General features: G+C 63.6%; 20 protein-coding genes and 1 pseudogene. 13 read left to right on the top strand and 8 right to left on the bottom strand.

Annotated features, from left to right (window positions below):
• Positions 1-2 precede the first annotated feature (2 nt).
• On the bottom strand, positions 3-1,037 hold the full coding sequence (locus BKM74_RS17475; protein ID WP_086467000.1) for a LacI family DNA-binding transcriptional regulator: 1,035 nt from the start codon (positions 1,035-1,037) through the stop codon (positions 3-5).
• 380 nt (positions 1,038-1,417) lie between these two features.
• Between BKM74_RS17475 and BKM74_RS17480 the strand changes: the two genes are divergently transcribed.
• The 5 genes from BKM74_RS17480 to BKM74_RS17500 are packed head-to-tail and all read left to right on the top strand — an operon-like array spanning position 1,418 to position 6,207.
• A complete protein-coding gene (locus tag BKM74_RS17480) occupies positions 1,418-2,728 on the top strand; it encodes an ABC transporter substrate-binding protein (RefSeq protein ID WP_245825989.1) in 1,311 nt (436 codons plus the stop codon).
• A gap of 28 nt (positions 2,729-2,756) precedes the next feature.
• Positions 2,757-3,701, top strand: coding sequence for a carbohydrate ABC transporter permease (locus BKM74_RS17485; RefSeq protein ID WP_245825990.1), 945 nt, complete (start codon positions 2,757-2,759; stop codon positions 3,699-3,701).
• Positions 3,698-4,558 (top strand): carbohydrate ABC transporter permease, encoded by an 861-nt coding sequence (locus tag BKM74_RS17490; RefSeq protein WP_086467003.1) that lies wholly within the window; start codon positions 3,698-3,700, stop codon positions 4,556-4,558. Before BKM74_RS17485 ends, BKM74_RS17490 begins: the two co-directional genes overlap by 4 nt.
• A 38-nt stretch (positions 4,559-4,596) precedes the next feature.
• Entirely contained in the window at positions 4,597-5,742 is a 1,146-nt protein-coding gene (locus BKM74_RS17495) for an ABC transporter ATP-binding protein (RefSeq protein ID WP_086467004.1), read from the top strand.
• 12 nt (positions 5,743-5,754) lie between these two features.
• Complete coding sequence (locus BKM74_RS17500) at positions 5,755-6,207, top strand: MaoC/PaaZ C-terminal domain-containing protein (RefSeq protein ID WP_086467005.1); 453 nt, start codon at positions 5,755-5,757, stop codon at positions 6,205-6,207.
• Positions 6,208-6,359: 152 nt separating this feature from the next.
• On the opposite strand, the gene BKM74_RS17505 is transcribed toward BKM74_RS17500, so the two are convergent.
• Together BKM74_RS17505 and BKM74_RS17510 are read right to left on the bottom strand one after the other, a co-directional pair.
• The gene (locus tag BKM74_RS17505; RefSeq protein WP_245825991.1) at positions 6,360-7,139 is read right to left on the bottom strand and encodes an enoyl-CoA hydratase-related protein; all 780 of its coding nucleotides are present in this window, start codon (positions 7,137-7,139) and stop codon (positions 6,360-6,362) included.
• A 3-nt stretch (positions 7,140-7,142) separates the two neighbouring features.
• A complete protein-coding gene (locus BKM74_RS17510) occupies positions 7,143-7,895 on the bottom strand; it encodes an SDR family oxidoreductase (protein WP_086467006.1) in 753 nt (250 codons plus the stop codon).
• 89 nt (positions 7,896-7,984) lie between these two features.
• Here BKM74_RS17510 and BKM74_RS17515 point away from each other — a divergent pair, with 89 nt between their 5' ends.
• Genes BKM74_RS17515 through BKM74_RS17525 form a run of 3 tightly spaced genes read left to right on the top strand, consistent with a single transcriptional unit; the run spans position 7,985 to position 11,205 of the window.
• The gene (locus tag BKM74_RS17515; RefSeq protein WP_176342604.1) at positions 7,985-9,193 is read left to right on the top strand and encodes a CaiB/BaiF CoA transferase family protein; all 1,209 of its coding nucleotides are present in this window, start codon (positions 7,985-7,987) and stop codon (positions 9,191-9,193) included.
• A 14-nt stretch (positions 9,194-9,207) separates the two neighbouring features.
• Positions 9,208-10,407 (top strand): CaiB/BaiF CoA transferase family protein, encoded by a 1,200-nt coding sequence (locus BKM74_RS17520; protein WP_086467007.1) that lies wholly within the window; start codon positions 9,208-9,210, stop codon positions 10,405-10,407.
• A gap of 12 nt (positions 10,408-10,419) precedes the next feature.
• Positions 10,420-11,205 (top strand): alpha/beta fold hydrolase, encoded by a 786-nt coding sequence (locus BKM74_RS17525; protein ID WP_086467008.1) that lies wholly within the window; start codon positions 10,420-10,422, stop codon positions 11,203-11,205.
• A 28-nt stretch (positions 11,206-11,233) separates the two neighbouring features.
• Here the strand turns inward: BKM74_RS17525 and BKM74_RS17530 are convergent, their stop codons facing one another.
• The 4 genes from BKM74_RS17530 to BKM74_RS17545 form a co-directional block, all read right to left on the bottom strand.
• On the bottom strand, positions 11,234-13,918 hold the full coding sequence (locus BKM74_RS17530) for a sodium:solute symporter family transporter (protein ID WP_086467009.1): 2,685 nt from the start codon (positions 13,916-13,918) through the stop codon (positions 11,234-11,236).
• Complete coding sequence (locus BKM74_RS17535) at positions 13,919-14,167, bottom strand: hypothetical protein (protein WP_140056119.1); 249 nt, start codon at positions 14,165-14,167, stop codon at positions 13,919-13,921. It lies immediately after the preceding gene.
• Positions 14,168-14,172: 5 nt separating this feature from the next.
• Positions 14,173-14,547, bottom strand: coding sequence for a response regulator (locus BKM74_RS17540; protein ID WP_086467011.1), 375 nt, complete (start codon positions 14,545-14,547; stop codon positions 14,173-14,175).
• Positions 14,548-14,708: 161 nt separating this feature from the next.
• Positions 14,709-16,184 carry an XRE family transcriptional regulator gene (locus tag BKM74_RS17545; protein WP_086467012.1) on the bottom strand — a complete coding sequence of 492 codons (1,476 nt, stop codon included), beginning with the start codon at positions 16,182-16,184 and terminating at the stop codon, positions 14,709-14,711.
• 252 nt (positions 16,185-16,436) lie between these two features.
• Here BKM74_RS17545 and BKM74_RS17550 point away from each other — a divergent pair, with 252 nt between their 5' ends.
• The 5 genes from BKM74_RS17550 (at position 16,437) to BKM74_RS17570 (ending at position 21,473) form a co-directional block, all read left to right on the top strand.
• Positions 16,437-17,708 carry a substrate-binding protein gene (locus BKM74_RS17550; protein WP_281251468.1) on the top strand — a complete coding sequence of 424 codons (1,272 nt, stop codon included), beginning with the start codon at positions 16,437-16,439 and terminating at the stop codon, positions 17,706-17,708.
• A gap of 86 nt (positions 17,709-17,794) precedes the next feature.
• A complete protein-coding gene (locus BKM74_RS17555) occupies positions 17,795-18,817 on the top strand; it encodes a branched-chain amino acid ABC transporter permease (RefSeq protein WP_086467022.1) in 1,023 nt (340 codons plus the stop codon).
• A gap of 1 nt (position 18,818) precedes the next feature.
• Positions 18,819-19,958, top strand: coding sequence for a branched-chain amino acid ABC transporter permease (locus tag BKM74_RS17560; protein WP_086467013.1), 1,140 nt, complete (start codon positions 18,819-18,821; stop codon positions 19,956-19,958).
• Positions 19,959-19,968: 10 nt separating this feature from the next.
• Positions 19,969-20,730 carry an ABC transporter ATP-binding protein gene (locus tag BKM74_RS17565; RefSeq protein WP_086467014.1) on the top strand — a complete coding sequence of 254 codons (762 nt, stop codon included), beginning with the start codon at positions 19,969-19,971 and terminating at the stop codon, positions 20,728-20,730.
• Positions 20,727-21,473 (top strand): ABC transporter ATP-binding protein, encoded by a 747-nt coding sequence (locus tag BKM74_RS17570; RefSeq protein ID WP_086467015.1) that lies wholly within the window; start codon positions 20,727-20,729, stop codon positions 21,471-21,473. Before BKM74_RS17565 ends, BKM74_RS17570 begins: the two co-directional genes overlap by 4 nt.
• Positions 21,474-21,696: 223 nt before the next feature.
• Here the strand turns inward: BKM74_RS17570 and BKM74_RS17575 are convergent.
• Positions 21,697-22,362 (bottom strand): annotated as a pseudogene (locus BKM74_RS17575) (calcium-binding protein); the annotation flags it as partial.

A 22,362-nucleotide genomic window follows, 5' to 3' on the forward strand; every position in this document is an offset into this window, starting at 1 on the left:
GCCTAGGACTGCCCTGCCGCCATCCGTGCCGGGACGGTCCTGACACGCGCCGTTGAATCGCGCAGCACCAGATTGGCCTCCAGCTCGGTCTTCATCGGCATGGCGCGGCCCTCGATGCAGCCCAACAGATAATCGGCAACGCGCACGCCGATCTCCTCCACCGGCACATGCACGGTGGTGAGTGTGGGGTCGAGATGGCGGACGATCTCCAGATCGTCATAGCCGGCGACCGAGACCTCGCCCGGCACGGCGATGCCCATGGTGCGCAGTTCGAACAATGCACCGATGGCCAAAGCATCGGCGGTGCCACAGATCGCCGTTATCTGCGGGTGGGCGCGCATCAGCGCGCGGGCGGCGCTGCGCCCGTCAGCCAGCCTGTGCGGCACCTCGATGATGCGGCTCTTCGGCTGGTCGACGCCATAGGATTTCAGGCAGGCCAGCATGCCCCGCAGGCGCGCGGCAATGCGGTCATTCAGCCGGGTCGGGCTGGTGACGATGCCGACATCGCGGTGCCCCAGCTCCATCAGATGGCGCATCAGCTCCCAGGCGCTGCGGTAATTGTCGAAACCGATGCAGGGATGTTCGTTGTCGGGGTCGTACTGATAGCTGTTCACATAGGGGATGCCGCGCCCCTGCAGCAGCGCATAGATGCGCGGATCATGCTGCTGGCCGACCAGTTGCACCCCGTCCACGCCACGTTCGATCAGCGACCGCACGGCTTCGATCTCCTTGCTCGCATCATATTGCGTGGTGGCGATCAGCAGCTGGTAGCCATATTCCTGCAGCCGCTGCTGCAGCCGCTCGACACCGCTGGCGAAGATGCCGATGCCGATGGTCGGCACCACAGATCCGATGGAGTAGGAGCGCCGAGAGGCCAGCGCCCGGGCGGCGCCGTCGCGCACATAGCCCAGCTCCTCCATCGCCAGTGTTACCTTCTCGCGGATGCGGGCACTCACCTTATCCGGGTGGTTCAGCACGCGGGAAACGGAGGCAGTCGAAACGCCTGCACGTTTCGCAACATCGCTAAGCTGGGCCATGCAATCCGTAAGCGCTTTCCATGCCTAAAACACTGTCATCAATCTATCGCAAGGGATTGGACAAGGCGACTTTTTTGTGCGCTGCGATAAGGGACGGCCTCTGAATTCGGCGGCTGGCAGCGGTTCCCGGCACATCGGTGTCGGATCGAATGTTGCTTATTTAGAAAAATAAGGCCCATCGTCTTGACAGTGCGCTCTGTCATCTTCTAGCGTCACTGTAAGCGCTTACAAAAAATAACAGTCAGCCATCTTGGCTGGCCATAGCGAAAAGCGCCCCCGAAGCGACGGCGTCCCAAAAATCAGAACAGGCGGGCGTCGCAGGTGCGGAACCGCAGAAGGCGGAACGGGCCGCATATAACGGATCCTTAGGGAGGAACCACATGTCGGTAGGAAAGATGCTGAAAGGCACGCTGTCCGCAATTGCGGTTAGCGCGGTTGCCTTGGCCATCTCGGCCGTAACCCCGGCGCAGGCCGAGGTCAAGGAACTGAAGATCGGTTACATGAAGAACCCGATCCTCGAAGCCAGTGTCGATATCATGGACAAATGGGCCAAGAAGAACGGGGTCAAGCTGGTCAAGATCCCGATGGCCTATTCGATCTTCCAGGAGAAGGTGACCGCCACGCTCACCTCTGGAAACGACCAGTTCGATATCATCTGGCACAATGACGATTGGGGCCAGCTCTGGATCAAGTGGATGGCCCGCATGGACGATGTGAAGGGCATGGACCGGGTCTCCAAGCACCCGCTCGATGCCTTTTATGATGAAGATGGCAAGGTCAGCGCCGTTCCGGCCGCGCATACCGTGGGCACCTTCTTCTACCGCACCGATCTGGTGAAGCCGGAAGAAGTTCCGACCACCTGGGCCGAGCTGGTTTCCGTCAGCCAGCGTCTGCAGAAGGAAGGCAAGGTGAAGTGGGGCTATGTCGGTGGCATGGCCATGAACAACACCTGGTTCTCGCTGTGGTGGACCATGTGGGGCAACAAGTGCGACATCTTCCTGCCGCTCTGGGAACGCGACAACAAGAAGCTGAACGCGGCGGGCTGGAAACCGGCCCTGACCGAGCCCTGCACCAAGGAATATGTCGAATTCTGGTGGGATGCTCTCTACACCCACAAGATCAGCCCGGAGGCGATGACCTCCTATACACGTGACGAGGCGAACGCCATCTTTATGGCCGGCGACGCCGCCTTCACGCTGGTTGATTCGACGCATTTCGGCGATTTCAACAGCCCCAAGAAGTCACGGATCGCCGGCAAGGTCGGCATGGCCCCGCAGCCGATGGGGCCGCGCGCCGACAAGCCGTTTGCCTGGAATGAAATCTGGGGCTGGGGCATTCCCAAGGGCGTGCCGGCGGACCGCCAGAAGCTGGCCAAGGAGATGCTTGGCGCCATGCTGACCGATATGGAAGGCCAGAAGGCGATGTGGGACGCGACCGGCGGCCCGCCCCCGAGCATGGATGCCTGGGAGATCCTGTCCAAGGATGACAAGGTGTTCGCCGATCTGAAGAATGCCGTGTTTGACCAGAATATCGGGACGCATTCGGCCTATTACTTCCCGGCCTGGCCGGCGGTTCACAAGGCCTATTCCGATGTCATGATCGGTGCCTTGAAGGGCAAGCGCGAGGATATCCCGAAGGCGATGGAAGCCGGGATGGATGCCGTCCACAAAGCCGCCAACAGCGGTCAGTAAGTCAATGTCGACGGATGTTAAATCCGCCATGGGATCCCCGGGGCCAGACAAGGCCCCGGGGAAACCCGGCAAAAGCTTCGCCTTGCGCTGGCTGGCGCTGAACGAAAAGACCCGTTTCAGCCTGCTGCTGCTGGCACCGTCCGGGATCATGCTGGTCCTGTTCCAGATCGTGCCGATCCTGATCGGCGCCAATGCCAGCTTTCGCGACTGGTCGCTGTACGATCCGCAGCGCACCTGGGTCGGGCTGCAGCATTACATCTACATCCTGACCGACCCCAATTTCCTGTATCTGGTGCTGCCCAATACGCTGCTGCTGATGTTCAGTTCTGTCAGCATCGGCCTAGTCCTGGGGCTGGCACTGGCGCATATGCTGAACAAGCATTTCTTCGGCCATGCCATCGTGCAGACCGTGATCCTGCTGCCGCTGATGGTGGCGCCGGTCATCGCCTCAATGATGATGCGCTGGATTTTCAACGATCAGTTCGGCGTGGTCGCTGCCGTCATAGACGCGCTCGGCTTCGGGCAGATCGCCTGGCTGTCGGACCGCTGGCCCAGCTTCGCCATCATCGTCTTCACCGATGTCTGGCTGTGGACGCCGTGGTTCACCATCCTGCTGCTGGCCGGGCTGCGCAGCCTGCCGAAGGAGCCCTACGAGGCGGCCGCCATCGATGCCGCCAGCAAATGGCGCGTCTTCACCCATGTCACCCTGCCGATGATGCGTCCCATCATGGCGGTGTGCATCGTCATCCGCTCGATCGACTGTTTCCGGACCTTCGACCAGGTCTGGGTGATCAGCGGCGGCGGGCCGGCGCGTCAGACCGAGGTGTTCAGCATCTACGCCTATACCGAGGCCTTCGTGTACCTGAATTTCGGGCGCGGCACGGCCGCGGCGATCATCGGTGCCATCATCATCGGTACGCTGGGCTGGGGGCTTTACAAACTTCTCAACCGTTTCATGGAGGTGTCGCGATGAGCGTCGCCACCGATACCGGCTACACCCCGCCAAAGCGCGGCAGTTTCCTGGACGCGCTGGCGCCGGGTGGCAAGCGGGCCTTCTTCCTGCTCAGCGTGCTGGGTGTGCTGCTGATCTTCGCCTTTCCGGTGTTCTGGCTGGTGCTGACCTCGATGCGGCCTGCCTGGGGCGTCTATTACGTGCATCGCGGGCTGGAATTCACGCTGGGCAACTATCTGGAGGTGCTGGAGCAGGAGGTGGTGGTCCATGCCTTCTTCAACAGCTTCGTCATCGCCACGCTGTCCACCTTCTTCTCGCTGACGGTGACGGTGACCAGCGGCTACATGCTGTCGCGTTTCACCGGCAAGCTGGCGAATGCCTGGTTCGGCACGATCTACATCTTCCGCACCATCCCCTACATCACCTGGGTGCTGCCGCTGTATTTCGTCACCCAGTGGTGGGGCATCTTCGATACCTATCTCGGCCTGCTGCTGCCGCATATCGCGGTGCATATCTGTTTCTTCTCCTGGCTGATGAAGGGCTTTTTCGACGGCATCGACCCGTCGATGGAATCGGCGGCGCTGATCGATGGCTGCACCCGCTGGGGCGCCTTCCTGCGCGTTGCCCTGCCCTCGGCGCTGCCGGGCATCGCGGCGCTCAGCATCCTGTGCTGGCTGTGGACCTGGAACGAATTCCTGTTCGCGCTGATCCTGACCAGCCACAACACGCCGATGATCACCGTGGTGATGGCGCAGTTCGTCAGCGAGCTGGGCACCGAGTGGAACCTGATGAGCGCCACCGCCGTGATGGCGATGGTGCCGGCGCTGATCGTTGCGATCTTCGGACAGAAATACGTGGTGCGCGGCCTGAAGGTCTGACGCGCTCTCAAAACAACTTCGAAAGCGGATAACGCGATATGGCTGAAGTGAAGCTTACCCAGGTGAACAAGCGATACGGCAACATCCATGCCGTGCACGATGTCGATCTCACCGTCGCCGACGAGGAATTCGTGGTGCTGGTCGGGCCGTCCGGCTGCGGCAAATCCACCACCCTGCGCATGGTTGCCGGGCTGGAGGAGATCAGCGGCGGCACCATCGATATCGGCGGCCGGGTGGTCAATGATCTGCCGCCGCGCGACCGGGACATCGCCATGGTGTTCCAGAACTACGCGCTCTACCAGCATATGACGGTGTACGACAATCTGGCCTTCGGGCTGCGCAACCGGAAGGTGCCGGAGGCCGATATCCGCAAGGAGATCGACCGGGCGGCATCGATCCTCGGCATCCAGCCACTGATGGCCCGCAAGCCCAAGCAGCTGTCGGGCGGCCAGCAGCAGCGCGTCGCCCTGGGCCGCTGCATCGTGCGCAACCCGGCGGTGTTCCTGTTCGACGAGCCGCTGTCCAACCTCGACGCCAAGCTGCGCGCGCAGATGCGCATCGAGCTGAAGGAACTACGCACCCGCGTCGCCACCACCTCGATCTACGTCACCCATGACCAGGTCGAGGCGATGACGCTGGGCGACCGCATCGTCGTTATGAAGGACGGGCTGGTGCAGCAGATCGGCACGCCGCTGCAGCTGTACCGCACGCCGGCCAACCGATTCGTCGCCGGTTTCCTCGGCTCGCCGGCGATGAATTTCGTCGAGGTGACGGTGGCGGAGGCCAAGGGCAGTCTCGTCCTCTCCGGCTTTGGCCCGGATATCAGCCTGCCCGACGCGATGTCGGCATCCCTAGCGGGTCAGAAGGGCCAGAAACTTGTGATGGGCATGCGCCCCGAACATCTGGTGCTGGGCGAGGAAAGCGGCGAGTCGAGCATCCGGCTGGATGGCCGCATCGTGCTGACCGAGCAACTGGGCGCGCAGCAGCTGGTCGAGGTGAAAATCGGCGAGCATTCGGTCATGGCTGCCGGTGTCGATCCCGACCTGCATCTTCGCGGCGGCGATGCCGGGCGGTTCTCCATCGCCATCGACCGCGTGCACCTGTTCGCGGCGGGCGACAATGGGGCGGTGCTGTGGTCGGCGGGCAATGGCGCCGTCGCCTCCCCCCTGCGGCACGTTTCCTGAAGGAGGCCGGCAATGGGCGATTTCTACGTAAAGCCGGGCGACGAGGTCTGCTTCTCCAAGACGGTGGGGGAGAGTGACGTCTATCTGTTCGCCGGCATCACCGGCGATCTTTCCGGCAATCATGTGAATGAGGAACTGATGCGCAAGTCGAGCTATGGGCGGCGTATCGCCCATGGCGCGCTGATGGTGGGGTTCATGTCCACCGCCTCGACGATGATGATCGATCTGGCCGGCAGCACCGGCGGCGACGAGACGGCAGTGTCGCTGGGCTATGACCGTATCCGCTTCCTGGCGCCGGTGTTCATCGGCGACACGATCACGGTCACTTACCGCATTGCGGCCGTGGATGCAGCGCGCCGCCGCTCCACCTCCGACATCTCGATCACCAACCAGCAGGGCGAGCTGGTGGCGGTCGGCAACCACATCCTGAAATGGGTCGCCAACGCCGTTAAGGCCGCGGAGTGACCCTGCGAAGCTGCCGTATCATGACCGGGTCCATGTCTGCGAACGTCGCTACTGCATATCCCACGGTCACCAACCCTGGCGGCAGCCTTGCCTCCCTGCTCTCCCTGTCCGGGGCTTCGGCGCCGGGCGGGGAGAGGTTTCTTTTCAGAGTTTCAGCGTCCCTTAAAGACCGGCGGCCGCTTTTCCTTGAAGGCGGTGACGCCCTCCATCCTGTCCTCGGTGGCGAAGGCGCGGGCGATCAGCTGGCGTTCCTGCAGCAGCCCGGCAGCCATCGGCACCTCGAACGCCGCCAGCACCGCCGCCTTGGCGAGGCGCAGCGCAATCGGCGGCTTGGCGGCAATCAGGGCGGCCAGTGCGCCGGCGCGCACCTCGGCATCGCCGGCGGGAACCAGCTCCGTGACCAGCCCGGCATCCAGCGCGGTCGCCGCGTCGATCGGCTCTCCGGTCAGGATCAGCTTCATGGCCAGCGCCTTGCCGGCGGTGCGCGCCGCGCGCTGCGTGCCGCCATCGCCGGGGAACAGGCCGAGATTGATCTCCGGAAAGCCGAAGCGGGCGTTCTCCGCGGCGATGACGATGTCGGCCAGCAGTGCCAGCTCGAAGCCGCCGCCGAAGGCATAGCCCTCGACCGCCGCGATCATCGGTTTGGGGAAACTCTCGATGGCGGCCCAGTTCTCGATACGCTGGCGGTCCTCCAGCACCGCGCCGCCCTCGGCCACGAATTCCTTGATATCGGCACCGGCGCAGAACTGCTTGTCGCCACCGGACAGCAGCACAACGCGCACCGCTTCGTCACTGGCGGCAGCTCGCAGCGCGCCGGCCAGCGCCGATATCAGCGGGCGGCTCAGCGCGTTGCGCGCCTCGGGCCGGTTCAGCCGCAGGTGCAGCACATTGTTCGAATCGAAGGTGGAGAGGACGAGATCGGTCATGGTCATGCCTCAGGGTTCCCGGGTCGGGGTGATGACGAGCTGCGAGATCGTGCAGTGCGGCGGCTGGTCCAGCGCGTAGAGAATGCCGCGCGCGATATCGTCCGGGTCCAGCGTCATCGGGGCGGCATCGTAATAGGCTTTGCCCTTGGCCGGATCGCCGCCCACACGCGCGGCAGCGAAATCGGTGCGGGTCAGGCCGGGCAAGATCTCGGTGATGCGGATATCGCTGTCGCGGTAATCCTGCCGCAGCCCTTCGCAGAACATATGCACGGCGGCCTTGGAGGTGGTGTAGGCGCTGCCGCCGGGATAGGAGCGGAAGGCCGAGACCGAGCCAAGATTCACCACATGGCCGCCGCCGCGCTGCACCATGCCGGGCAGGATGGCGTGGCACACCCGCATCATGCCGGTGACGTTGGTGTCGATGATGCTGGCCCAATCCTCGATACGGCCGGCATCAAAGCGCTGGCGTCCACCGCTGTCGTGCCCGGCATTGTTCACCAGGATGTCGATGGCGCGCAGCCCCTCGGGCAGCCGGTCAAGCAGACCGGCCACGCTGGCCGGGTCACCGACATCCAGTGTCAGCACATGCGCCGTACTGCCGCAGGCGTCGGCAACCTTGCGCAGGCTGGCCTCGGTGCGGCCGGCGCAGATCACCCGAACGCCGCGACCGGCCAGCGCCAGGGCGGTGGCCCTGCCGATGCCGGCGCCCGCGCCGGTGATCAGGGCGACCTTGCCGTCGAGATGGGATGCTGTGGCGGTCATCGCGTCCTCCCCGTTGGATTTTCGGGCAGTCTAGCAATGGCTGACTTTCATGTAAGCGTTTTCTTCCAGGAATCGGAAAGGTCTGAACAGTGCTTCTGAACGGCATGAAAATTGTCAGCTTCTGTCACTTCCTGCAGGGGCCGGCGGCGACGCAATATCTGTCCGACATGGGCGCGGAGGTGGTGAAGATCGAGCCGCCGCACGGTGCCTACGAACGCCACTGGGCCGGTGCCGACCGTGCCAAGGCCGGCGGTGTCAGCGCCTTCTTCCTGTCGGCCAACCGCGATGCCCGCAGCCTCGCCATCGACCTGAAGCATCCGCAGGCGAAGGAGGTGGTCTATCGGCTGATCCGGCAGAGCCATGCGGTGGTGGAGAATTTCCGCCCCGGCACGCTCGACCGGCTGGGCTTCGGCTATGCGGCGGTGAAGGCGGAGAAGCCGGACATCATCTATGCCTCGGCGTCAGGCTTCGGCACGACCGGTCCCTATGCCAGCCGGCCGGGGCAGGATCTGCTGATCCAGGCGATGAGCGGCCTGGTCGCCGGCACCGGCGGGCGGCGCGGCCCGACGGCGGTGGGCTGTGCGGCGGCCGACCAGCATGGCGCGGCGCTGCTGGCGCTGGGCATCACCGGTGCCTACGCGAAATGGCTGCGTACCGGCGAGGGCACGCATGTCGAGGCCAATCTGCTGGCCGCCGGCGTCGATCTGCAAACCGAATCGCTGGTGACCTATTACGCCAGCCAGCGGGGGCGCGCGGCGCTGGACCGCGACGAACGGCTGGCCACCTGGTTCCATGAGGCGCCCTACGGCGTCTATGCGATTGCCGATGGCCACATGGTGCTGTCGCTGAACCCGCCCGACAAGCTGGCCGAGGCGCTGGACAGCGCCGAATTGCGCGCCTTCATCGGCCGCAATGCCTATGACGAGCGCGACGCCTATATCGCGGCGGTGGCCGAGGTGCTGGCGCCGCTGACCTATGCCGAGATCGCGGCGAAGCTGGAGGCGCACCGGCTGTGGTTCGCCCGCGTCGAGGATTTCGATGATCTGCGCCGCAACCCGCAGCTCCTCCATAACGAGACCTTCCGCGAGGTCGATGTGAACGGCGTCCCGGTCACGCTGGTCAATCACCCGCTGCGCTATGACGGCAAGCTGCCCGGCTTCACGGGGTTTGCCCTGCAGCCGGGCGCGCACAGCCGGTCCGTGCTGGAAGAAGCGGGTTTCGCGGCGGATGAGGTGGCGGCGCTGTTGGAGGCGGGGGCCGTTTTCGCGCCCGCGCCGGACAGTCAGGCCGCGGAATAAGGGAGGAACAGAAGATGCTCGATCTGCTGGACGGTGTGAAGATCGTCAGCTTCAACCATTTCCTGCTGGGGCCGGTTTCCATGCAGGCGCTGGCTGACATGGGCGCCGATGTAATCTCGGTGGAACCGCTGGAAGGTGCCTTCCAGCGCCAGTTCGGCGGCGGGGTCGGGGTGTTCGTCGATGGCCAGGCTTCGCTGTTCCTGACCGGCAACCGCAACAAGCGCTCCATCGCCCTCGACCTGAAGTCGGAGAAGGGCCGGGAAGCGGCGCGCAAGCTGGCCGAGAGCGCCGATGTGGTGTGTGAGAATTTCCGTCCCGGCGTGATGGAGAAGCTGGGGCTGGGCTATGAGGCGCTGAAAAAGGCCAATCCGGGGCTGATCTATGCCGCCGCTTCCGGTTACGGGCCGGATGGTCCCTATGCGGAGAAGCCGGGCCAGGATCTGCTGATTCAGGCGATGAGCGGGCTGGCGGCGATCACCGGCGAGGCGTCGACCGGCCCGCGCGCGGTTGGTGTGTCGGTCGCCGATCATCATGGGGCGGCCCTGCTGGCGATGGGCATATTGGGGGCGCTGCTGCGCCGCACGCGCACCGGCAAGGGTTGCCGAGTCGATGTGAATCTGTTGTCGGCGGCCATCGATCTGCAGATGGAATCCTTCATCAACTTCCTCAATGCGGACCGCCATCACGACGTCACGCCGCCGCACCGCATTGGCGGCTGGTACTATGCAGCACCCTACGGCATCTACCCGGTGCAGGACGGACACATCGCCATTTCGCTGGCCGGCCTGAAGGGACTGGGCGAGGCGATGGACAGTGCCGAGATCGCCGCCATACCGGACGCGGAAGCCTTCGAACGGCGGGAGGAGGTGGCCGCCCTGCTGGACCGTATCTTCCCGACGCGCCCCTATGCGGAATGGGCGGCGCTGCTGGAACCGAAGAAGATTTGGTTCTCCCGTGTGAACGACTATGCGGACGTCGCTGCCGACCCGCAGGTGAAGCACAATGGCAGCTTCGTCACCGTGGCAGGGGCGACCGGTAGCCCGGTCACGCTGGTCAACCATCCGGTACGCTATGATGGCGAGACGGCGGAGGTGCGCCTGCCGCCGCAGAAGCTGGGTGCGCAGAGCGCCGAAATCCTGGAAGAGCTCGGCTATTCGGCGGATGATATCCGCGCGATGGCCGCCGAGGGGGCAGCACTTCTGGGCGAGGGGTGATGGCAGGGCCTGATGAATGACGGCGCATCCGAATATCTGATTGCCGGCGGTCACCGGCTGCGCCTGCGCCGGCTGGGCGAGGCCACGCCGGACAAGCCGACCCTGGTGTTCCTGCATGAGGGGCTGGGCAGCATCACGCAATGGCGCGGCTTTCCGGCCGATCTGTGCGCCGCGACCGGACTGCCGGGGCTGGTCTATGATCGTTATGGCCATGGCGGTTCCGACCCGGTGGACCTGCCGCGCCCTGACGATTTCCTGGAAATCGAGGCGCAATGGGCGCTGCCGGCGCTGCTCAGCGCCTGCGGAATCGCGCGGCCGGTCCTGGTCGGCCACAGCGATGGCGGCACCATCGCACTGCATTTCGCGGCGTTCTTTCCCGGCCGTCCCGTCGCCTGCGTCACCCTGGCCGCCCATGTCATGCTGGAACCGGCGACCGAGGCCGGCCTCGCCGGGCTGAAGGCACGTTGGCAGGACGACCCGGAATTCGCCATGAAACTGGCCCGGCATCATGGCGACCGCACCGAACGGCTGGTGCGCGGCTGGCTGGATGTCTGGACCCGGCCTTCGATGCGCGGCTGGTCCATGCGGCACACGCTGCCAAGCATCCGCTGCCCGGTGCTGGCAATGCAGGGCGCTGAGGATTTACACGGCAGCCCGGCCCAGCTGGAGGCAATCCGGAACGGTGTCTCCGGACCGGTCGAGACGCAGCTGCTGCCCGGCTGCGGCCATGTTCCGCATCTGGAGGCGCCGGAGGCCACGCTGTCTGCAATTTGCGATTTCTTGCCACGCAGGATCTGAAGATCGCGGCATTAGGATCGGTTGCCGGTCAGGCTTCCGTGCCCGAAATCGGGATCTGCAGAACGAAGCAGGCGCCCGTCTTGCCATTTTCATCGAGGAACAGTTTGCCGTCGAACTGCCCTGCAATCTGGCGTGAAATGGCCAGTCCCAGCCCAGCCCCCTGATGGCCCGCGATAGGGCCGCGTTCGAATTTCAAGAAGATGCGTTCCTGATCCTGAGCGGGAATGCCGCTTCCATTGTCCTCGACCCGCACCTCATACACCCCGCCATTTATACTGCTGGAAACGCGCACCTCAGGGCTCGGCGCGTCGTTGTATTTGATGGCGTTGGAGAGCAGGTTGATGAATATCTGCGCCAGTTTGTCGGGTTCGCCCGACAAGGTTACGGAACCCGCATGCCGAAGCCGCACCAGATTGGTGCCGGCGGTGTGGGCAAGGGCCTCGCAGCTTTCCATGGCGGAGGTCAGGATCTCCTCCGGATCGAACTCGGTCGGCGGGGGCCGGGTGAAGACGGCCCGTAACTGATCGAGTTCGAGAATGCTGTCGAGCAGCCTGGTAAGCCGGATGCTCTCATTCTGAATGATGTTGAGGAAGCGCAGCTTGCGTTCCTCCTGCATGGCCGGTTCCGCGAGCAGGATATCGCTGAACGACCGGATCGAGGTCATCGGGGTGCGCACTTCATGGCTGATCTGGCTGAGGAATTCGTCCTTCTGCGCATCCACCTCGCGCAGGCGCTGGTTGGCGGCGGCAAGGGCCGCCGCTGTGGCCTCGATCTGGCGCGACTTGCGCTCAAGTTCCTCGGAATAGGCGCGGATCTGCTCGGCCTCGCCGGCGAGGCGTTTCAACTCCTGCACGCTGATAGTCTCGTCGCTGACCACCCGTGAGATCAGCGAGCGGGCCGATGCTGCGCCAACATTCGCCGCCAGTCGTTGCTCGACACGGGAGATCGTCTCATCGCCGGCAAGGACCGAACGGTGGACGTCGCGATCCGCGAACATTGCGATTGCCTCGGTGGGGCCGAGGATCCGCTCGGCGATCTGGCGCAGGTCGGCGACCCGTGCTGTGCGGCGGATGATGCGCTGCTCGGTCTCGGTCTGGCGGCGGAAGACATCGACGAAGAGCATCGACTGGAAGCGTGCGAGCGGTGTCGGCTCGCTCATCAGCGATACCAGCACGAACATCGAGACATTCGCGGCCATGCTCCAGAAGACCGCATGGACGAGCGGATCGTAGCCGATGAGCCCGAACAGGGCGTGCGGCCGCAGCCACAGGATTCCAAAGGGGCCGTCGGTGATGGTCGAAGCCGACATCAGGGCGGTTCCGCCGAAGCTCGGGAGCACAAGCGTGTACCCCCACAGGACGAGCCCGCACACCAGCCCCACCAGTGCGCCGGCTGCCGTTGCCCGGCTCCAATAGAGCCCGCCGACGAGGCTGGGGAGGAACTGCGCCACGCCACAGAACGAGATAAGACCGATGGCCGCCAGCGCGTCGGAATTGCTCACCCGTAAGTAGATCAGGCCGAGCAACACGACGAAGATGACGGCACCTCTCCGCGCGGTCAGGATGAAATGGCGCATCGCCTCGGCGCCGGCTTGGGGCAGCAGCGAAAGGCGCAGCGCCAGCGGCATGACGATGTGGTTCGAGATCATGGTCGATAGCGCGATCGAGGAAACGATGACCATCGAGGTCGCGGAGGAGAAGCCACCCAGAAAGGCAAGCAAAGTCAGCGTATTGTAATTTTCCTGCATGGGCAGGGTCAGCACGAAGAGATCGGGGTTGGAGCCGGCGGGAAGCCGTTCCATTCCGGCGATGGCGATCGGAATCACGAAAAGGCACAGCAGCAGCAAATAGAGCGGAAACAACCAGGACGCGGTCTGGATCTGGCGGTTGTTGGAATTCTCCACCACCGTCACCTGGAATTGGCGCGGAAGGCAGATGACGGCCGCCGCCGCGAGAAACAGCAGTGTCAGCCAGCGTGGACCGAAGGTTTCAGCCGGATCAATGATGCTTGCCGGCGCGCCGGCGAAGACCAGGGCCGGGTCCCAGTCAGACAGGCCGACCACCCATAGGCCCACGGCCAGGAGCGCGACCAGCTTCACGACCGCTTCCACGGCGATGGCGGCGACGACGCCGTGATGCCGTTCGTTCACATCGATGTTGCGCACGCCGAACATGATCGAGAAGACGCACATGCCAGCCGCAATCCAGAAGGCAAGCGCATAGTCGGGCTCGATCGTCGAACTTGCCGCGGTTATCGCCCCGCGCGGATATGTCAGCACCTGGAAGCTGTCGGTCAGGGCCTTGAGCTGCAGCGAAATGTAGGGTGCTGTTGCGATGACCGCGATCAGCGTCACCACCGCGCCAAGCATCGGGTTCTTGCCGAAGCGCGCGGAAATGAAGTCGGCAATCGACGTCGTATTATGGACGCGGCCGACCGTGACCAGCTTGCGCAGGAATATCCACCATCCGACAAAAACGATGGTCGGACCGAGGTAGATGGTGATGAATTCCAGCCCGTTCCGTGCAGCAGAGCCGACGGCGCCAAAGAACGTCCAGGACGAGCAGTAGATGGAAATCGACAGGGTATAGACCAGCGGCGACGAAAGCCAGCCGCCGGAGTCGCGCCGGGCGCGCCGGTCGCCGGCGAAAGCCACCGCAAACAGAATGGTAACATAGGCGAGGCAGATCGCGATGACGAGATCGGGGTGCAGCATTCACGCCCCGTCCGGCTTGTTCTTGCCGTCCCCGTCGGCGTCCTCGACCCGCAGGGCCACCAGCAATGCGACCAGGATCAGGCAGGCCCACACGCCGTAAACATAGAGGACGATCAGCGGGATGCCGGCAATCAGGACGGGAGCGGAGAAGATGAGGATTACCGGCGGCAGGAGCAGAAAAATGGCTGCCACCGGCAGTATCGCAGCGGCGTCCCGCACATTCCGGGTCCTGCTTTCCCAGTGCTCCATGCGCCTCAGCCTGTGCCGGTGACCTGTCGAAGGCATGCGATGATATCGGCGTTCGAGAACGGCTTGGTGATGAATTCGGTCGCCCCGGCCTCGCTGGCGGTCTGGCGGTCTCGGCTCTGCCCTTTTGCCGTCAGGACAATGACCGGCAGGCCGGACAGGTTCCGGTCGGCGCGCACCTGCCGCAGCACGTCGAAGCCGCTCATCCCCGGCATCATGACATCAAGGATGATGGCCGAGAACTTCGTGCCGCGCAGCCGTTCCAGCGCCTCCAGTCCATTGGCGGCGATGGCGACATCGAAATCCGCTCGTCTGAGAATATAGCTCAACGATTCTATAATGTTCGGCTCATCCTCGACGATGAGTATTCTGGTTCTCCCCAATGTTTTTTCCTTCCCTGCGGCCCGCTCCCACAGCCTTATTGACGGCTATATTGATTCACTTGGGGCCACTAGCACCATAATCGAGCTTGGGCCGCAGCCAAACAAGCCTTTTGGTCCGGCTGGATTTCCTGGCCGGATACGGCCTTCTTGCCGGGGCGGCCTCAGACGACCAGCGGCGGCTCCTGCCGCTGTCTGCACGCCTCGCGGACGCACAACCGGCATGTCGTGCCAACCGGCACCGTTCCGGCCCGCCTCTCGATGCCATCGCCGGCGGCTACGCGGGAGGCGTCATCCGCGGTGCAGGCCAGCATGATCGACATCAGATGCCGCGTGCCCCCGGCGGTTGCCGGCTGCTTCTCGACGGCGCGGGCGAAGAACAGGAAATCATCGCCTGATGTCAGGGCGCCATAGGCGCGCGCGGTCATGCCGGGCGTCTGGAAGGCGCCGTAGATCACCCAGAGCGGGCAGGCGCTGCCGTAGCGGGGCAGCGGCAGGCGAGGCAGCGGCAGGCGCTTGCTGATATAGCCTGACGGGTCAGCCCGCATGAAGGCGAAGCGTACGCCCTCCCGGCCAGGGCGGCGCAGGGTCGTCAGCCGGTGCGCGGCCTGCTCGTAGGAGACACCGAATATTCTGGCCAGCCTGTCAGGATCATAGCGATGCCGTTCCGCGGCGGCGAGGAACGGTTCGTACGGCATCAGCATCGCCGCGGCGGCATAGGCGTACAGCGCCTCCGTGGCCAGCCGGCACGCCGCGTCATCCTGTTCGAACCCCTCATGGCGCGCGAGGATCGCGGCAACCTCGTCCGCCGCGCCCTGGCGCACCTGCGCGCGCAGCCGCTCGAATGGCGATGGCGGATCCTCGCTGCCCGTCGGGTCGCCCGCCGGATCGCCCGCCGCATCGAACACAGGCGGGGAATAAAGCACCCGCCCGGCGTCGCCGGCGGCGCGCGTAGCGTCGGCATAATCCTCCAGTTCGGGGAAATAATTCTGCGACTCCACGATCAGCGCATCGACCTTCTCGGTCGGGGTGGCGGCGCGCACGCGGGTTTGCGCGCTGTCGAAGAACCCGGCCAGTGCCCGCGCCGTTTGGGAAAGGCGGGCGCTGTCGTCAGCAACAATCTTCAGGAAGCGGCGGCTGTCGGCCGCGTCGAGCGTGTCGTCGGCATGGACGATCTCCGCCGCCGAGCGAATCGACGTCACCTGGGTCAGCATCTGGTGCACGCTGTCGCGCAGGAACGGGTCGTGCTCAAGCCGGTCGGCGAGTGCCAGAACGGCCGCGTCACGGTCCTGGTAGGAGCGATAAACCCGCAGGAGGAGAGCCGCCCAACCCGGATGATGGCCGACGAACTGCTCGGCTGGCGCGAGCTCTGGAAGCTTTTCGCTCGCTGCCAGCTCCGCTGAAACCTCGCGCACCTCATCCGCCAGGCGGCGCTCGGCCTCGCCGTCGAGTTGAGCGCGATCAACGGCCAGTTCGGCGGCGATCCGGTCGAGCAATGCCGTTGGTGCAGGGCGGCGGTTGCGCTCAATCAGATTGAGGTAGGACGGCGATATGCCGGTGCGCTGCGCCAGCGTGCCCTGGGCGAGCCCCGCCTGCATGCGCAGATTCCTGATCTTGAGCCCAATCAGCTTCGTCGCCATCGCTCCTCCTGTTTGTAAATTAATGACAATGTTGCTTGAGTGTCAATGAAAGTCTTTACAAAAATATCGTGATTTAACAATTACTTATTGAAACGATGACAAGTCCGCGTAATGATGACGCAGGGTCATCGCGCCCTTGGAACAGCCGGCAGCAAGCCGGGACGCCAACAGGGAGGAAAAACAATGACGATCGCGAAGATTAACCGACGCCTATTTCTGCAAAGCAGCGGCATTGTCGGTGCCGGCCTTGCCATGCCTATGATTCTCTCGGGTGCCGCGCGCGCTCAGAGCTTCTGCAACAGCCCGACCGGTTCAAAGGTCGTGTTCGGCTTCAACTGTCCGCAAACGGGCCCCTATGCCGAGGAAGGCAAGGACCAGCTCAAGGCGTACCAGCTCGCTGTGCAGCATATTAACGGCGAGGGCGATGGCGGCATGCTCAACACCTTCAAGGGAACCGCGCTGAAGGGCAACGGCGTCCTGGGTAAGAAGGTGGAGTACGTCACCGGCGACACGCAGACCAAGAGCGACGCGGCGCGTGCCTCGGCGACGCGCATGATCGAGCGCGACGGCGCGATCATGATCTCGGGCGGCTCCTCGTCTGGCGTTGCCGTTGCCGTGCAGTCGCTGTGCCAGGACATGGGAATCATTTTCATGTCGGGTCTGACGCATTCCAACGACACCACCGGCAAGGACAAGAAGAAGAACGGCTTCCGGCATTTCTTCAACGCCTATATGTCGGGTGTCGCCATCGCGCCGGTTCTCGGTGAGGCCTATGGCAAGGATCGCCGTGCCTATCACCTCACAGCCGACTACACCTGGGGCTGGACCCAGGAAGAATCGATCAAGAACGCAACCGAGGCGCTTGGGTGGGAGACCGTGCAGACGGTGCGCACCCCGGTCGGCGCTGCCGACTTCTCGCAATACATCACGCCGGTCCTGAACTCCGGCGCCGATGTGCTTATCCTGAATCACTACGGCAACGACATGGTGAACTCGCTGCGCCAGGCGGTTCAGTTCGGCCTGCGCGACAAGCAGGTCAACGGCAAGAATTTCGAGATCGTCGTGCCGCTGTTCTCCGAGCTGATGGCGCAGGGTGCGGGCGATGCCATCAAGGGCATCTATGGCACCGCCAACTGGGACTGGAAGCTGCAGAACGAAGGCACCAAGGCGTTCACGAAATCCTTCGGTGCGGCCTATGGCAGCCCGCCCTCGCAGGCCGCGCAGACCGGCTATGTGCAGGCCCTGCTCTATGCCGATGCCTGCGAGCGCGCCGGGACTTTCAATCCGGAGGGCGTCGTCAAGGCGCTGGAGGATTTTGAGTTCGATGGCCTGGGCAATGGACCGACATACTACCGCGGGTCCGATCATCAGTGCTTCAAGCCGGTCCTCGTTGTGCAGGGCAAGGAGCAGCCGAAGGACAAGTATGACCTGCTGGAGGTCGTGAAGGAGGTTCCGACCAAGACTGTTACCTATGACCCATCGATCTTCGGCGGAGAACTGGGGCCGGTCGGCACCAAGTGCTGATCGACTGAGAAGCTGGCGGCCGGCTGTCGCAGGCCGGCCGCCTCTTCGTTTGCCGCATCGTTTCTCTACCGGAGCGTATGGGATTCATGGACCAACTTATACTCCAGCTGCTCAACGGCCTCGACAAGGGCGCGGCCTACGCCTTGATTGCGCTCGGCCTGACACTCGTCTTCGGCACGCTTGGCATTGTCAATTTCGCGCATGGCGCCCTGTTCATGATTGGCGCCTTCTGCGCTGTCGTCTTCAGCCGCCTGCTCCAATTCGAAACCGTGACCATAGACCCCGACCGGCTGACCCCGTGGGGGTCGCCGATGGAGGTGCGTACGCCGCTCGTCCAGGCATGGCTTGGTGATTTCGGCGCTGTCCTGGTGCAGTGGTCGGTACCGCTGTCCGTTCTCTTTGCCATTCCGGTCATGCTCGTCGTGGGCATCGCCATGGAGCGCGGGCTGATCCGGCATTTCTACAAGCGCGCCCATGCGGATCAGATCCTGGTCACTTTCGGACTGGCGATCGTCCTGCAGGAGATCGTGAAGGCGAATTTCGGCGCCAACCCCATACCGACAAGCGCTCCAGCCGCCCTGGCCGGCAGTGTCGATGTCGGCGGATGGATGGGTTTCAGCGGCATCTTCTACCCCTGGTGGCGATTGGTGTATCTGGGCTTCGCGCTGACCGTCATGGGGATGGTGATCGCGTTCCTGCGCTATACGACCTATGGCATGGTGGTGCGCGCGGGCATGGAAGACCGGCAGACCGTCGGGTTCCTTGGCATCGACATCCAGAAGCGCTTCACGGTCGTGTTCGGCATTGCCGCCGTGGTCGCGGGGATCGCCGGGGTCATGTACACGCCGATCGTCTCGCCCAACTACCATATCGGCATGGATTTCCTGGTCCTGTCCTTCGTGGTGGTCGTTGTTGGCGGCATGGGCTCGGTGAGCGGCGCGGTACTTGCCGGCTTCCTGCTCGGAATCCTGCAATCCTTCGCGTCAATGAACGAGGTCAACAACATCCTGCCTGGCATCGACCAGGTCATCATATACCTCGTCGCCGTTGTCGTGCTGCTGGTGATGCCGCGCGGCCTGATGGGGCGCAAGGGCGTAATGGAGAACTGACATGAACGCCTTGCGGAACGATTTCATCTACCTCGTGGTGTTCGCCGCGGCGGTGCTGGCCATGCCGATCTGGCTGGCGCCCTTTGGCGCGGCCTATCCGGACCTGATGCAGAAATTCGCGATCTACGGCATCTTCGCAATCGGCTTCAACATCCTGTTCGGCATGACCGGTTATCTTTCGTTCGGGCATGCCGCTTTCCTCGGTGTCGGCTCCTATGCGGCGGTGTGGTCGTTCAAGCTGCTGAGCATGAACGTCATTCCGGCGCTTGCGCTGGCGATCCTGGTCTCCGGCTTGTTCGCCGCCGCCATCGGTTATATCAGCCTGCGGCGTTCCGGGATCTACTTCTCGATCCTGACGCTTGCCTTCGCGCAGATGTCCTACAACCTCGCCTATTCGGTGTTCACGCCGATCACCAACGGCGAGACGGGGCTGCAGCTCGCCCTCAATGATCCGCGGATCATCGATCGCGCCTTATTCGCCGATACGCCTGGTATTCCCCGCCCCAGCCTGTTCGGGCTCGAACTCGGCGGCTATGAAGCCTTCTACCTATGCGCGGTGGTCCTGATCCTGTGCTTCTTCGTGGCGATGCGGATCGAACGGTCGCCGTTCGGGATGATGCTCAAGGCCATCAAGTCAAACCAGACGCGGATGGCCTATACAGGCTTCAACACCCGCCCCTACACGCTGTCGGCGTTCATCATCTCGGGCATTTATGCCGGTATTGCGGGTGGGCTGCTGGCGGTTTCGGATCCGCTTGCCGGCGCGGAGCGCATGCAGTGGACCGCGTCGGGAGAGGTTGTCCTGATGACCATCCTCGGCGGTGTTGGCACCCTCGTCGGCCCGGTCATCGGCGCGGCGGTGATCAAATATTTCGAGAATATCTTCTCGGCCTTCCACAAGGCGAAGCTGGAGGACATCTTCTCGTTCCTGCCCGATGGTCTGGAGAATGTCGTGGTCTCGACCGTCTCCCCCTTTGTCGGCGAGGGCTGGCATCTCACGCTCGGCATCATCTTCATGCTGATCGTGGTCTTCCTGCCGGGCGGCCTGATGGAGGGCGCGCGCCGGATCAAGGCGCGCTTCGGCACCGGGCGCGGCGGTGGAAATGAGGCACGTTCAAGCAACCCGGCACCGGCGGAATAGGAGTCGCAACATGACAAATGCGGTGCTTCACGTCGCGGACGTGCATAAAAGCTTCGGTGGCCTGCATGCCCTGTCAGACATCGATCTGCAGGTCATGGAGGGCACGATCCACGCGATCATCGGCCCGAACGGCGCCGGCAAGTCGACATTGCTGAATGTGTGCATCGGGCGCCTCGCACCCGATTCTGGGGCGGTGGTTTTCGATGGCCAGGTGATCACGGGCAAGCGCCCGCACGAGATCAACCAGATGGGCATCGTGCGCGTGTTTCAGACACCCGAGATATTTCCCGATCTGACGTTGCTCCAGAACGTCATGGTGCCGGCTTTCGCGAAGCGCGATGGTGCTTTCACCCTCAATGCCTTTCGTGGGGCGGACAGGGAGACGGAGATTCGCGACGAGGCCGAGCACTGGCTCGCCGATGTCGGGCTTGCCGCACACAAGGATACGCAGGCGGCGAGCCTGTCGCGCGGCGACAAGCGCCGGCTTGAGCTGGCAATGGGGCTGATACAGCATCCGCGGCTCCTTCTCCTGGACGAGCCGACCGCCGGCATGTCACGCCACGACACCAACTCCACCATCGAACTGCTTAAAAAAATCAAGGAGCGCGGGATGACCAAGGTCATCATCGAACACGACATGCATGTCGTGTTTTCGCTGGCTGACCGCGTTACGGTCCTCGCGCAGGGACGCATCATCGCCGACGGCACGCCGGAAGAGGTCAGGGGCAGCGCGGTGGTGCAGGAAGCCTATCTGGGAGGTGCGCACCGATGAACGCCCTGACAGCGCCACAGGCCGATGCCGCCACCGGCACGCCTTTCTTCAGCGTGAAGGACATCCATGCCTATTATGGGGAGAGCTACATCGTTCAGGGTGTCAGCTTCGAGATCGCCGAAGGTGATATCGTGGCCCTGCTTGGCCGCAACGGCGCCGGCAAGACATCGACGCTGCGCACGCTGGCACGGGCACAAGACCCCCAGCTGAAGCGCGGGGAGATATGGCTCGGCGACCTTGCCGTCCATAGGCTGAAAGATTTTCAGGCGTCACAACACGGCATCCAGTTCGTGCAGGAAGACCGGCGCATCATTCCCGGCCTCACTGTCGAGGAGAACCTCCAGCTTGCGCAGATCGCCGAACCGAAGGGCTGGTCGCTGGACAAAATCTATGAATCTTTTCCGCGTCTGGCGGAAAGGCGCAAGCAGGATGGCGTGACGCTGTCCGGCGGCGAGCAGCAGATGCTGGCCGTGGCGCGTGCGCTGGCCCGCGACATCAAGCTGCTGCTTCTCGATGAGCCCTATGAAGGGCTGGCGCCGGTCATCGTGAAGGAGATCGAAAGGATCGTCGCGCAGATCAAGGAACTCGGCATCACCACCATCATCGTCGAGCAGAATGCGGTGGCTGCGCTTGAGCTTGCCAACCGCGCGCTGATCCTCGACATGGGGCAGATCGTTTTCGACGGCACCGCCCAGTCGGTGCTGGACAGCCCGGATCTGCGCAAGGAATACCTCGCCATCTGAAGCCGGCCTGAAGCAATGAGAATATCCCGCCTGTCCTGGACAGGTTATCGCTGGGAAATTCCGTGGTCGCCGTTTCAAACGCGAAATGGTGCGCTGGTCAGGGTGTAGATGCGAACCATTATATTATTGAAATAAATAGATAATTTGATTCTCCTAAGTCTTGATGCCTCAAGGCCCTGGTGGGGGCATCAAGACGAAGGAGAAGGGCGTTCATGGCAACAGATCAGCCGTAGAAGGCGGTGTCGATATCGGCAGCGGTGAGCTGGCTGATGCCGAGGAAGGTGAGGGTCGCCCCCGCCACCTCGATGACCACGCCGGTGTCGGTCACGGTCTGGCTGGCAATCGCCGCCTGCAGTTCCGCCAGCGTCGCATTTTCTACCGCGAGATGGTCCGTGCCCTGCTGGAAGTCGGTCACCGTAGCGGTGAGGATCGCATCGGCAAAGGCCGCATCATAGGCCCGCAGGATGAAGACATCCGCGCCGTCACCGCCGGTCAGCGTGTCGTTGCCGAAGCCGGAATAGAGCACGTCGTTGCCGGCACCGCCGGTGATGGAATCATGGCCCTTGCCGCCGCGCAGCTCGTCATTGCCGGCACCGCCCATGACCGTGTCGGCATTCATGCCACCCTGCGCGACATTGGACCCGCCGCCGGTCAGGTCCAGCGTATCGAAGCCGGTGCCGCCGTCGAGGCTGTCATTACCCTCGCCGCCAAACACGGAGTCGTTACCGTCGCCGCCCAGCAGCGTGTCATTGCCATCGGCAGAGCCAACCGTATCGTTGCCGGCACCGCCATCGATATAATCGTCATCCGCACCCAGCACGATGTACTGGCTGGCATCGTCGGCCACCACATAGTTCTGGCCGGCGCCGCCGGTGATGGTGGTCGAGCC

The organism is Oceanibaculum nanhaiense (genome assembly GCF_002148795.1).
GTDB lineage: Bacteria > Pseudomonadota > Alphaproteobacteria > Oceanibaculales > Oceanibaculaceae > Oceanibaculum > Oceanibaculum nanhaiense.

Coding starts and splice junctions, on each gene's coding strand:
- BKM74_RS17565 (WP_086467014.1), top strand. CDS start 19,969: ATGACAAATGCGGTGCTTCACGTCGCGGACGTGCATAAAAGCTTCGGT.
- BKM74_RS17560 (WP_086467013.1), top strand. CDS start 18,819: ATGAACGCCTTGCGGAACGATTTCATCTACCTCGTGGTGTTCGCCGCG.
- BKM74_RS17545 (WP_086467012.1), bottom strand. CDS start 16,184: ATGGCGACGAAGCTGATTGGGCTCAAGATCAGGAATCTGCGCATGCAG.
- BKM74_RS17480 (WP_245825989.1), top strand. CDS start 1,418: ATGTCGGTAGGAAAGATGCTGAAAGGCACGCTGTCCGCAATTGCGGTT.
- BKM74_RS17495 (WP_086467004.1), top strand. CDS start 4,597: ATGGCTGAAGTGAAGCTTACCCAGGTGAACAAGCGATACGGCAACATC.
- BKM74_RS17510 (WP_086467006.1), bottom strand. CDS start 7,895: ATGACCGCCACAGCATCCCATCTCGACGGCAAGGTCGCCCTGATCACC.
- BKM74_RS17550 (WP_281251468.1), top strand. CDS start 16,437: ATGCCTATGATTCTCTCGGGTGCCGCGCGCGCTCAGAGCTTCTGCAAC.
- BKM74_RS17475 (WP_086467000.1), bottom strand. CDS start 1,037: ATGGCCCAGCTTAGCGATGTTGCGAAACGTGCAGGCGTTTCGACTGCC.
- BKM74_RS17570 (WP_086467015.1), top strand. CDS start 20,727: ATGAACGCCCTGACAGCGCCACAGGCCGATGCCGCCACCGGCACGCCT.
- BKM74_RS17500 (WP_086467005.1), top strand. CDS start 5,755: ATGGGCGATTTCTACGTAAAGCCGGGCGACGAGGTCTGCTTCTCCAAG.
- BKM74_RS17555 (WP_086467022.1), top strand. CDS start 17,795: ATGGACCAACTTATACTCCAGCTGCTCAACGGCCTCGACAAGGGCGCG.
- BKM74_RS17525 (WP_086467008.1), top strand. CDS start 10,420: ATGAATGACGGCGCATCCGAATATCTGATTGCCGGCGGTCACCGGCTG.
- BKM74_RS17485 (WP_245825990.1), top strand. CDS start 2,757: ATGGGATCCCCGGGGCCAGACAAGGCCCCGGGGAAACCCGGCAAAAGC.
- BKM74_RS17535 (WP_140056119.1), bottom strand. CDS start 14,167: ATGGAGCACTGGGAAAGCAGGACCCGGAATGTGCGGGACGCCGCTGCG.
- BKM74_RS17520 (WP_086467007.1), top strand. CDS start 9,208: ATGCTCGATCTGCTGGACGGTGTGAAGATCGTCAGCTTCAACCATTTC.
- BKM74_RS17490 (WP_086467003.1), top strand. CDS start 3,698: ATGAGCGTCGCCACCGATACCGGCTACACCCCGCCAAAGCGCGGCAGT.
- BKM74_RS17505 (WP_245825991.1), bottom strand. CDS start 7,139: ATGACCATGACCGATCTCGTCCTCTCCACCTTCGATTCGAACAATGTG.
- BKM74_RS17530 (WP_086467009.1), bottom strand. CDS start 13,918: ATGCTGCACCCCGATCTCGTCATCGCGATCTGCCTCGCCTATGTTACC.